This is a genomic window from Aquibacillus saliphilus (assembly GCF_020404745.1).
Taxonomy (GTDB): Bacteria; Bacillota; Bacilli; order Bacillales; family Amphibacillaceae; genus Aquibacillus; species Aquibacillus saliphilus.
This window is the reverse complement of the sequence record NZ_JAIZAP010000007.1, coordinates 141,661-153,953: the sequence shown is the minus strand read 5'-3', so window position 1 is coordinate 153,953 and position 12,293 is coordinate 141,661. Positions and strand designations below refer to the sequence as shown.

Genomic DNA, 12,293 nt, shown 5'->3' with positions numbered 1-12,293 from the left:
TCTTTGTGTAATTATTATTGGTTACTTGTAGACGATAGGGAGATTTTTAAGCGATGAAGAATTTCAACTCAACACAAATCAGTTCCTTTTTGCTGTTAATGGTACTACTTGCTCCTGCCCCAGGAATTCTGTTTGGTAGTATCTCGATAAAGCTAATCGACCTGTCGATTCTTGGTATTAGCTTTCTTTTTTTATGCTATTATTTAATCCAAGATCGCCGTTTAAAGAATTGGATTACTATCTTGAAACGAGATTTTGTGGTCTTATTCCTTATTATTTCCTGCCTCAGCGTTACTATTTCAACCATTTATGGAAGTATCCTATTTCCAGAGGATACAGCACTGACCGATATTTATGAACTGTACAGATACGTTTATTATTTCACGTTTTATTTGTTCGCATTATTTTTTATTTATGATTTAAATAAATTCATTTCGATAGCGATGTGGACGATATTAACAATCGAGTTATTTGGTATTGTTCAGTTCTTTAATTTGTTTAATAGTAATAATCACATCGGTCTTTTATATACGAAGAGCAGTAGCCTACATATGATGATTGTTGATCAGCAACGTATCACTAGTACTTTAGGAAACCCAAATGTTTACGGATCGTTTTTACTCATTGTGTTGATTGGCTTATTGTCGATCCTATATATGTATAAAATAACTGCCAATAAACATGCGATAATGCTTTATAGCCTAACGTTATTAACTATCGTTAGTCTATTTCTAACAACTTCAAGAACTACGGTAATAACAGGATTTGGAATAGTAATATATATTGGTCTTTATCAGTTAATGATTAGAGTTACTTCTATTAAAAAGATCCTGATAAAAACAACCATTGCATTACTTGTATTTGTCGGAATTGGATTTATTTTAATACCTCACATTCCCTATCTTGGTTCAGCAGTAACTAGTATCACAAATACACTTGATCTCGGATCTGGAGGTTACTCAGACAACCATTCCTATGATGAGAGCGACTATGATAGACGACAAAGAGTAAAGGAATCACTTGAGTCGGTAGGAAGTTTCAAAAGTAGATATTATTACTGGGAAATTAACATCGATAAATTCAAACAATCCCCTATCGTAGGTATAGGACCTATGAAACAGGGGTTATCATTCGCCGATAATACTTATCTATATATATTAGCCCGATATGGAATCCTAGGTATGATTGTCTATGGACTATTTCTCATTTATCTACTCGTGCGAACTTTTTTAATTTCAATTAATAAAAGGAAGCGTATCGACAAAAAAATCCTTGCTGCTACGATAAACAGTATTGTTGTTGCTTATGCAGTGATGGGATATGTTGCAGAATCTTTCTTCAATATCGAATCAATGATCGTGTTCTTTGTCCTAATCGGTCTTTTGAATAATAAAGAATTGCGTTTTGAGGGTTAATCCAATGCTTAACACGGGGCATGGACTAAATCAGCATGTAAATTATAGTAAAAACAGCTTCTATAACCACCAAAAAAATGGCCGCGGTTTGCAACCATTTCTACTTTTCATCTATTAAATTTGAGCTTTGACAACGCCCAATTAAGCATGGTTTTATTGATCAAATTCGAGACGAGCATATATGTCAAAAATCCAACTACGATTGAGATGATAAAGGATACATAGAGGCTCCCAATAAACAACTGAATACCTTTGACAACACCAAACATTACTAGTGCTGAAAGTAAGCTTCCATAGATAACGCTAACAAGTTCTTTCACTTTCAAATTAATATGATTTATTAGGAATTTAACTTTAAATGACTCTAAGATGGAAAGTTTTATAACTTCTGCTATCGCAACATAAATAATAGAAAAACGTGTAGCGATAAAAAGTAAAAGTAAAGAGGAAACGAAAACGATACTACTTAGAATGAGTTCTATTTTCGGCCGGCCAGTTGCGCGGAAAACTTGTCCTCCAATACTACCCACTGCATTAATAGCACCTGAGAGTACTAGAATTTGTAATAGAGGACCAACGTTTTTCCATTCCACCCCATAAAAGATAACAATAAAGCTATCGGCTACTGCTGATATACCAAAGCATATCGGAAAAGCGATGAATGCCAATTTTCTTGTCAGGTCTAAATATTTAACTTTTATTGCTTCGTAATCATTGTTCAATCTAGACAATTCAGGAAAAGCTACTTTACCTATAGAACCCGCGATATAAAACCTTATTAATGAACCCCATTGCCAAGCCATTGTGTATAAACCTAACGTATAACTTCCATAGATTCTACCAACAAACAGATAATCGATATTATTGTTCATGTATGCCATCAATTGAGTACCTAATACATTACTACTATACGGAACAATAGATTTCATCGATTTGATATCAAACTTCCCTAATACGTCTTTTCCTTTTATTGATAGATAGATAATAGATTGTAATGCCGGTCTCATTACATACCTTACTGAAATCGCTAATAAATGATAGCCTAGAACAGCTAGGATAATTGCCGAAATACTAGCGATTAATTCACTAATTAAATCAACTTTTGCAATTAATTTGAAATTCTTTTCCCTCATTAAAACTGCACGACTTGTGATAAAAAATCCACCAAGGAATGAACCTATTGCAATAAATTTTACTATTGCAGTTACCTGGGTATTATTATAAAAGTCACCAATCAGTCCCGAGAGAGAAAATAATAATGCGGATAATAGAAATGATAAGATAACGTTCAACCAAAAGCTAGTACTAACCAAAGGTTTTGTTAGCGGCGTTTTATATACTATGTATGAACTCAGTCCAGCTTCTTGGGTAATGATAACAACACCCGCAAATACCATTGCCATCCCTAGTACACCAAAAATCTCAGGATATAGCATTCTTGCTAGCACAATGTTCGTTAATACTCCAAGAAACTGAATACCTACTTGACCTGTAAATGACCACAAGGAATTTTTAAAAAAAGACATATTTTCACCTAAGTTTCCAAGTTTTGTTTAGTTACAATATTCTTTTCGAAACCATTCGCTAGTATTAATAACGCTCGCAAAAAGTCTTTTCGAGTTAATTGTGGAGGTGGACCTGTCATTGTCTTGTTAACATCAACTATATAGATCCGCTTCGTTTTTTTATCTCTTAAGATGTCTAGTTCGCCAAGATTAAGTCCCATCCTATCAGAAAACTCTAAAATATTCGATTGCTCTTCCTTGCTAAAAAGCCTATCCTTATTTCCGATGATTATTGATTCGTTAACATTTGCAAATCTATTACTTATATTTCTTCTTTTCTGATAAACTAATGGAATTTGCCCTCCCATAATAGAAACCCTTAAATCTTCTACAGTATTGTCATCCTCGGTTATCGTATTATCGACAAGAACTGTATAAGAAGCTTCCTTATCCACTTTTGATTCCTCAACTGGACAGCTTATTATTTGCCCATCATGTAAACCATTTATATCTGACTTTTTTACAACTTCACCTGTAAATTCAGTAGGATCGACATTCAATGAATAATTAAAAACCGTTTTAAAAATTTCTCCTACGTAACTCTTACTTATATTGGTACAATCTACATTTAGGATGTCTGCAGTAAAATCGACCCTATGTGTTCGTTTTATATATTCATTAACATCTAAGTTGGATTCAGTGGAATCTTCAAAAGCAATTACTAATGGAGGGTTAATAGAAGAACTGTAGCCAATCATTTCTATTTTAAGAAGTCGACAAATTCTGCTTACACAGTAAAATTCCCGAGGTATTTCCGGAAAGAACATAATCCTGCGGTTTGATTTGTTAGACTTTAGTGCACCATATTTAAGTTGATATATTTTATTCAATGACTTATATGTTAAATATTTCACCGTTTTATTCAAGGTCCCTGCCTCCACTTATGTTTTTGATAGATTTAATAGTGATGGAAGTTGGGGAAATAAATTACGAAATTTGAGTGCCAAACTAACAGCTACTATTACTTTTATTTTAGACACGTTATGCAAATTATAAACGGATGCTATCAAAGTAAAATTATCTGAGGCGAATGAGTTATTAAGATATACACCGATTATAAGTATATACCTTCAGATAATAACAACTACGTTTATTACAGGAGGTCCATTGCTTTCTAATCCTCATTATAAATCTCCTATAATTGTATTAGCGTTTAGTATTTTCGGTTATATTAACATTAAAAAGCTAATTTTAATTTGCCAAACTTGTTTACTCTATTATTTTATACGATTTAAGGAGAATACTAATGGACAGACATGAACTAAAAACAAACAAGAAAAAGAAACATTTTATCGGAACATTAAAGATTGTCTTGCTACTATTAGCTATCGGTATTCTTGGCACGGTAAGCTACCTATTTTATCAAGGCTACGCTGCTACTGAGGATTCTTATGACGACTTAGGGAGAGAAAAATCTGATTTAAGAAAGAAAGCTGTATCTATTGCAAAAGACCCTATTTCGGTCCTACTCCTTGGGATAGAGGATTATTCCGCTACTGCAAGTAATGGTAGAGCTGACGCGATTATTGTGGTTACTTTTAATCAAAGTAATGAAACCATGAAAATGTTAAGTATTCCAAGAGATACGCTAGTTCCTATTGCTGGCATGGATAAAAAGGACAAGATTAATCATTCCTACGTGTTTGGCGGTCCTGCAATGACCATCAACACAGTAGAGAAATTTCTTAATATACCTATTGATTATTATACAACTGTTAATTTTGAAGGTTTTAAAAATGTAGTGGATATTATAGGAGGTATTAATGTTAATGTTCCGTTTGATTTCTCAGAAGATAGCGATGTAGATAACGGGAAACTGTACTATACAAAAGGCGATATGCAATTAGACGGGGAACAAGCTCTAGGATTTGCACGAATGAGAATGCAGGACCCAGAAGGCGATATAGGTAGAGGAGAAAGGCAGAAAGAGATTATAAAAGCAATTATCTCAAAATTAGCTTCTCCAACCACCGTATTCAAATTCGATGATTTAGCTGAAGAATATGGTAATACTATTGTCTCTAACATGAAGCTAAAAGAGTTACTAAATTTCTATCAAGAGTATGGAAGTTTTGATACATCTACGATTGAAGAACTTACTATTGAAGGACGTCCGGCCATGATTAATGGCGTCTCATATATCACCACCGAACAATCCTCTGTAAATGCAGTTAGCCGCACTTTAAGAGAGCATTTAAACTTAAGTGAAAATTCAACTTAAAATTATTCACATTAACTTTAACCTCTTAAGCATTTTTTTACTTAAATCCAATAAAGGCTTCCTTCCCTTCCCGATAACCCCTACTAGTTCCGCAAATAGCTGCAATAAGAAAAGAAGTATTAAGGTAATAATTAGAGATAAACCTAATGATGCATTAGAAAATAAGATAGCTAATGCTCCAAAAACGGCACTGAAGGCATATAAGAAGAGAACTGTATTTTTATGACTAAACCCTACTGCTAACAATTGATAATGGATATGCTTTTTATCCGGCATCATTATACCTTCTTTATTTACCATCCGTCTTAGAATAGAAAATAGTGTATCAAAAATAGGCACTGCTAGGACGATCACAGGAATTACGAAGCTAAACAATGTAACATTTTTGAATAACCCTAACATGGATATAACTGCGATTGAATACCCTAAAAACATCGAGCCTGTATCACCCATATATATTTTTGCTGGGTGGAAATTGTGAAAAAGAAATCCGAGATTACTTCCAATTAGAACAATACAGAAATAAACCACAATTAAGCTATGGTCTGCTACTGCCATAATAAGAATACTTGTCAGAGCAATTGTTGAAACTCCAGATGCTAAACCATCTAATCCATCAATTAGATTTATTGCGTTGGCAATTCCTACAACCCATAGAACGGTAATAATAATGCTGAAATTTTGAAGTTCAATTAGACCAATAAATGGCAGTGTGATCCTTTCAATAATTAATCCACTATAAACTAAAACTCCTGCTGCCAACAATTGACCAGACAGTTTTATGATAGGTCTAATCTGAAATTTATCATCTAAAATGCCGGTTGCTACAATAATTAATGCGCCAATAATAATCTCAGGAAAATGTTCATGTGTAGGTTGTAAATAAACTAATCCTATACAAGTTCCTAAAAATATTGCTAAACCACCGAGCCTAGGCGTCGGTGTAATATGGATTTTTCTATAATCGGGTATATCCATTACTTTAAATTTCATCGCCAGTTTCTTTATCGGATAGACGAGAAGTAATGTTGATATTAATGATAATAGAAATGCTATTATGAGGTTGTTTATATTTAACAAAAGATAATTTAACATTAGATATCCCTGCTTAATTTTGATAGTTGTCGATCTTTAAGATTAATTTGATTATGAATTCGATTTTCATTTATCTTAACATAATTCGAGGGCCTCCTTGTATTATTGCCCGTTTTAGGCGAATAATTTCAAGTTTGGGGCGAATTCCTGTGAATTTGGGGCGAATAATCTGAAGTTTGGGGCGAATCACCGAAAACTTAGGGAGAATCCTTCCAAACTTGAGGCGAATCACGTTCGGACCGCACGTCATTACTTAAAAAAAGTGAGCATCCACCTCTGGATGCTCCTTCTTTTTTGCTTATACTTCAGTCGTTTTATCTTTTTTAGTAAATAATCCTTTAATTTTGTCTGATAGGTCATCAAATAACGTGTAGACAACCGGTATTAGCAGTAATGTAAACAGACTGGATACTGCTAGGCCGAAGATAACGGTGATTGCTAATGGTTGTTGTGTTTCGGCACCTTCACCTAGTCCTAATGCTAATGGAATCATCGCTAGGATTGTGGTTAGTGTTGTCATTAGAATTGGACGCATTCTGCTGACACCTGCTTCTAGTATTGCTTCATACCGCTCGACACCTCGACGTCTGACGATATTGATGTAGTCAACGAGTACGATGGCGTTGTTAACTACGATACCGGCGAGCATAATGATCCCAATGAAGGCGGTTATGCTCAGTGGTGTGCCTGTTATAAATAGTCCTCCTAGTACACCGACGACAGTTGCTGGCAACGAGAACATGATGATTAATGGGAATAGGAAGTTCTCAAACTGGATTGCCATCACTGCGAAAACTAGGAAAATCGATAGGACAAGCGCAATGGATAGGTCACCAAAGGCTTCTGCCATATCTTCCGCTTCACCACCGACAGAGTAACTGTAATCGTCTGGGAAGTTCATATTATCAAGTGCAGCTTCAACATCGGCACTAACACTTCCTAGGTCGCGGTCGACAATTTCTGTTGTTACATTTACTTGTCTTTGTTGATTTTCTCTAGATAAACTTGATGGTCCTTGTATTTGTTCAAAGTCTGCAATGGATGAAAGTGACACCATTGTTCCTTGTTGATTTTGAATCATCATAGTTTCTAAATCACTAATGGTACTGCGTTCATCTTCAGGGTAGATGAGTGTTACGTTCATCTCATCTCCATCTTCACGGTATTGCATGACCGTTTGACCGGTGAATCCCGTGCGGACTTGATTCATGACTTCTTGATGGGTTAACCCGTACTGAGCGGCAACCTCTCGGTCAACAGTCACGTTTAATTCTGGCTGTGTATCTGACACAGATGTTGACGGGTTAATAACCCCTTCTACATCTGAAACAGTATAGATTACTTGCTCTGCAAGTTCTCTTAATACATCATGCTCTGGACCATTAATGCTAATTGAAATTGGATTACCTGATCCCATGGCACCAGCGCCCATAGCACTTACGGTAACTTCAGCACCAACGATGTCGCTTAAATCCTGATCAATTTTTTGCATAATTTGATCTGTTGACTGTTCACGTTCGCCTGATGATACAAGTTGAATGGTATAAGAAGCTGAATTACTACTTCCTCCGCCCATCATGCTAGCAGACGGATCACCACTTGCCATTGTCACGTAACTTACGTCAATGACATCTTGATAGGCTTCTAATCGGTCATTAACTTGCTCTGCTATTTCTTCTGTTTTTTGACTGGATGTTCCAACTGGTGTTTCTAAATTAACACTTAGTTGGCCTTGATCTCCTTCTGGAATGAATTCAGTTCCAATCAATGGAAATAAAGCAAGACTAGCTACAATCGCTATAACTGTAGCAGCAATTGTTGTTTTTCTGAATTTCAATACTCGTTTAAGAATTGATTTATAGCCGTTATTGACTTTGTCTAAAAATCGGTCAAACCAATACCTGCGGCCATTATCCTCCATTGCTTTTGACAATAGCTTCGATGAAAGCATCGGGATTAATGTGATGGAAACAATTAGTGATGCGATTAAAGCAAACGCTACTGTCAGCGCGAGTGGTGTAAATAGCTCTGATGCAATTCCATCTACAAACACGATTGGTAAAAATACGACCAATGTTGTTGTTGTCGAGGCAATTACTGCAGGAGCTAATTCAGACGCACCTTTTTTGGCGGATTCTACCATACTATAGCCACGTTGTCGGTAGGACACAATATTTTCCAAAATAACAATCGAGCTGTCGACCATCATACCTACCCCGAGCGCTAATCCACCCATGGTTAATACGTTTAATGTTTCTCCTGTAAAATACAGTAATGTAAAAGTTGAGATAATTGCAATTGGAATCGATACTCCAATTACAATTGTTGCGCGAAAACTCTTTAAAAATAGCAACAGAATCAGTAAGGCAAATACCCCACCTAGAACCATGTTTTGGATAACTGACGAAATCGACTGTTTAACAAATGTCGATGTATCTACTACCACTTCAAGGTTCACATCTGACGGCAGGTCTTTTTGTAACTCTTCAATACCTGCTGCGACGTTGTCAGATACTTCTACTGTATTTCCATCCGACTGTTTCAATATTGATAATACAACGGCCTCTTCTCCGTTAACAAGCGATCTCCCTGACTTTTGGAAGGTGTCATTTACGGTTGCGACATCTTCAACATGAATGGTAGCTCCTTGTGGTGTTTGAACAATTGTTTGTTTAATATCGTCAACAGAGGTATAGTCTCCGTTTATTCGAACTTGTAAGTCCTTATCACCTTTAGCTACAACACCTGCGGATCCGGATTGATTTGCACCGCTTAATGCCTGCATGATGACCCCGGAATTCACACCATATTGCGCAAGTTTCGCTCTATCTAATTCTAGTTCAATGACGCGTTCTTCCCCACCTTCAATAGTAACAGAAGCTACGCCACCTTGACGTTCAAAATGTGGTACGATTTGGTCTTCAGCAATTTGCTGTAATTTAACGGTATCGTCACCTGTTAGACCAACCCACATAATTGGCAATTGATTCGGATTAAATCTTAGTACACTTGGATCTCCCGCACTTTCCGGTAGCATTCCTTTTACCTGATCAACACTTTCCCTTACCTCGAGTAAGGCATTGTCAAGATTTGTTCCATTATCAAACATCATAATCACAAGCGATGAGCCTGATTGCGATTGTGATTGAATTGTTTGCACCCCTTCTATCGTACTTAATGAGGCTTCAAGTGGTTGACTAACTTGTTTCTCTACCTCTTGTGGAGCTGCATCTTGGTAACTGGTTGCGACTACAGCAATTGGTAAATCAATTTCCGGAAAAAGATCAATTGCTAAGTTTCTAACTGAAATAAAGCCGATTGCAATAATTGCAAGTACAATCATGATTACGCCGACAGGGCGCCGGACGGAGGTATCTACTAACTTCACGGTTAACCTTCCTCCTTCATGATGTCTACTTTACTGCCGTCTGTCAGGGTTAGTTGACCACTTGTTACTACTGTATCCCCCGCACTTATTTCTCCTTCAATTGCTGTTAGGTCTGACTTTGATTCGATAACTGTAATCTTAACCTTCGTTGCCTTATCATCTTCAATTTTATAAACATACGCTTGATCCGTTTCCTCAACTAAAGCAGTTGTAGGGATTTGTAATGAATCTTTAACAACACTTTCTGGCAAATAAACGACAGCTGTCATACCAGGCTTAATTTTCTTATCTTTATTATCTACAGATAGTTCTACTGTGTATAAACCTGTCTCACCAGCAACGGAAGGCACATAGTCTATCTCGGCTTTTTCTTCTAAATCAATTGAATCAAAACGAACAGTGGCTTCGTCATTATCTTCGAAGATAGAAAGATTTTCAGCCGTTACATTTAGTTGGATTTTAATCGTATCTATATTTACAATCATGGCAAATGGATCCGTATTTGATACCATGCCACCTTCTTTTGCATTTAAGGTTGATACTTCGCCACTAGAAGGAGCTTCAATATCAATTGTACCGCGTCCATCTGCTCGTTTAACTGTTGCCAGCAGGTCTTCCTCTTCGACTTGATCACCTTTAGCTACTTCTAGTGAGTCAATTTCCCCTGGAGCTTGTGATACGACTGGTGTATTTTCTTCAGGCATTGTTCTACCGTAGAATCTTTTCTCAACAACTAAGTCTTGTTGAATGACTTCGCCTACCTCTACCGGCGTTACTCTTTCTGTTTCTTGCTTATCTGATGTATCATCCTCTGTACATGCAGCCAGTAGCAGCATTAATGCAACCATTGGCAGTAAAAATTTCTTCATAATAATCCCCTCTCTTTAATCCTGCAATAATAAGTTAATAGTTAAAATGTTAGCAATTTGTTCGCATTCAAGCTTTAATTCTGGGATTGCTTGAAAATGAGTAAGCATTCCTTGGATAATAACCATTTTCGGATTTTGCTTAGCTAGTTCACTAGTTATTAATTGAGCAGCTTCTTTCAGCTGTTTGTTCGTATCGACATCTAAAGGTAACTGGTTTAATTTCTCTTTGATTTGATCGATTAGATCATTTACTTGGTCACTTTCTGTTGGACTTTCATTCTTACATAAGCTGTGATAGCTTAACTGTTCAACGGTAAATTGAGGCGTATCTCCACTGTTGAGCATTCCTTGGACGAGATCATCTAACCGCTTAACAATAAAGGCAGCTAATCCTCCTGAATTTATTTTTAAATCATGGAGTACTATGCTCTTGCAATAACTTTGTAGCACGCCATCTAACTGGATTGACGCATCAACTATGTAAGGCTCAACATCATCACCATAGATTTGAAGTAAATTCATTTTTGTCCATTCATAGCTCTGCTTATTCATGTTCAAAATGAAATGATCTAATTTGTCGCCTAACTGTAGATTATCCCTGAAGTGCATAATAATGTATTCTTTGTGATCACTTAACATTTCTAAGAAAACCTCAGTTTGGCGGATAAGACTTTGTGTCGGATCTTTTTCGTTTGCTACTATTTTGCCTATCCTTTCAAAGATAACGGATGAATAATACTCAAAAATGGCTACCGTTAAATCTTCTTTTGACTTGAAGTATAAATAAAAAGCTCCTTTTGATACGTTGCTTTCATCAACGATTTGTTGAATCGATGTCGCATGAAACCCTTTTTTGGCAAATAATTTAATGCTTTCTTCGATAATCTTCTTCTTTTTTTCGTTCATCTATTTCTCACCTATTTTCATTTCACGGTTATTTTTGTGACTGACTAGTCAGTCACATCTGTTCAAACAAAAGAAATATGACCGATCCGCTTTTGTGGTTAAATCACCACTCACTGACCAGTCAGTCATCACTTTTTATACTATACCATTTTGTACAATTCGTTTGCAACTGTTGTTACTTCAATAATTCTGTTGCCTCGTTAATAAGCAAATCTAACTTCTTTATCTTTGGTAACCGACTATACTTGTTATCGTTCATTTTTTTCTCGATTTGATTAATTAAATTAATGATATCAGAATCACCAAGCAATTGTTGGTAGGTAACAAATAAATGGCGGTATTGTTCAATCAACCGTTTCATTTTTCTATTAAATCCTGCTAAGTGATTAGTAGATGTAAACCCAAATAAAGTTGCAACATTATTATCAAAGGTTGGGAAATAGGGATTTTTGAGATGGAGCATACTGATCACGAGCGGAAACTTCATGGATGGATTGCCGTTCCTATTTTTAACTTGGTAAAGAGCATTCGTTATCTCTACAATATTTGGCCTGTTGTCGTTTAGTCTTTCTCGTTCAATCAGTTCAAAATACTTTTGCTCAAATTCAGCTGTTACACTAAGATTGTCCAGATTGTAGAAGGACCGGCAGACAAAATGAAATAGTCCGTTGTTTTTAGTGTCACCGCTGTGAAACTGTTCATGTAAAAATGTATATACTTGATAATTTTGCCCATTTGTATTCTCGACTAGTTGCTTTTGATTATCGATTAACACCTTTTTAATATCACCAGCAGCATGATAACCTTTTTGTACCATCTCGTATTCCTCCTTTT

Annotated in this window: 9 protein-coding genes; 2 read left to right on the top strand and 7 right to left on the bottom strand. The window is 36.0% G+C overall.

The window, feature by feature from the left end; all coding sequences use genetic code 11:
• The first annotated feature begins 53 nt into the window (after positions 1-53).
• Positions 54-1,415, top strand: a complete 1,362-nt coding sequence (locus LD272_RS09315; RefSeq protein WP_226036333.1) for an O-antigen ligase family protein — start codon at positions 54-56, stop codon at positions 1,413-1,415.
• Positions 1,416-1,522: 107 nt separating this feature from the next.
• Here the strand turns inward: LD272_RS09315 and LD272_RS09310 are convergent, their stop codons facing one another.
• Both LD272_RS09310 and LD272_RS09305 read right to left on the bottom strand, forming a co-directional pair.
• Entirely contained in the window at positions 1,523-2,941 is a 1,419-nt protein-coding gene (locus LD272_RS09310; RefSeq protein ID WP_226036332.1) for a lipopolysaccharide biosynthesis protein, read from the bottom strand.
• 8 nt (positions 2,942-2,949) lie between these two features.
• Positions 2,950-3,846, bottom strand: a complete 897-nt coding sequence (locus LD272_RS09305; protein ID WP_226036331.1) for a hypothetical protein — start codon at positions 3,844-3,846, stop codon at positions 2,950-2,952.
• 380 nt (positions 3,847-4,226) lie between these two features.
• On the opposite strand from LD272_RS09305, the gene LD272_RS09300 reads away from it, so the two are divergent.
• Positions 4,227-5,201, top strand: coding sequence for an LCP family protein (locus LD272_RS09300; RefSeq protein ID WP_226036330.1), 975 nt, complete (start codon positions 4,227-4,229; stop codon positions 5,199-5,201).
• 6 nt (positions 5,202-5,207) lie between these two features.
• Here the strand turns inward: LD272_RS09300 and LD272_RS09295 are convergent, their stop codons facing one another.
• The 5 genes from LD272_RS09295 to LD272_RS09275 form a co-directional block, all read right to left on the bottom strand.
• The gene (locus LD272_RS09295; RefSeq protein ID WP_439647391.1) at positions 5,208-6,281 is read right to left on the bottom strand and encodes an MraY family glycosyltransferase; all 1,074 of its coding nucleotides are present in this window, start codon (positions 6,279-6,281) and stop codon (positions 5,208-5,210) included.
• Between the two features lie 313 nt (positions 6,282-6,594).
• Positions 6,595-9,684 carry an efflux RND transporter permease subunit gene (locus LD272_RS09290; protein ID WP_226036328.1) on the bottom strand — a complete coding sequence of 1,030 codons (3,090 nt, stop codon included), beginning with the start codon at positions 9,682-9,684 and terminating at the stop codon, positions 6,595-6,597.
• A 2-nt stretch (positions 9,685-9,686) separates the two neighbouring features.
• Positions 9,687-10,553 (bottom strand): efflux RND transporter periplasmic adaptor subunit, encoded by an 867-nt coding sequence (locus LD272_RS09285; RefSeq protein WP_226036327.1) that lies wholly within the window; start codon positions 10,551-10,553, stop codon positions 9,687-9,689.
• Positions 10,554-10,568: 15 nt separating this feature from the next.
• Positions 10,569-11,459: a TetR/AcrR family transcriptional regulator gene (locus LD272_RS09280; protein WP_226036326.1), complete on the bottom strand. Its 891-nt coding sequence runs from the start codon at positions 11,457-11,459 to the stop codon at positions 10,569-10,571.
• 175 nt (positions 11,460-11,634) lie between these two features.
• A complete protein-coding gene (locus tag LD272_RS09275; protein ID WP_226036325.1) occupies positions 11,635-12,276 on the bottom strand; it encodes a hypothetical protein in 642 nt (213 codons plus the stop codon).
• Positions 12,277-12,293 lie beyond the last annotated feature (17 nt).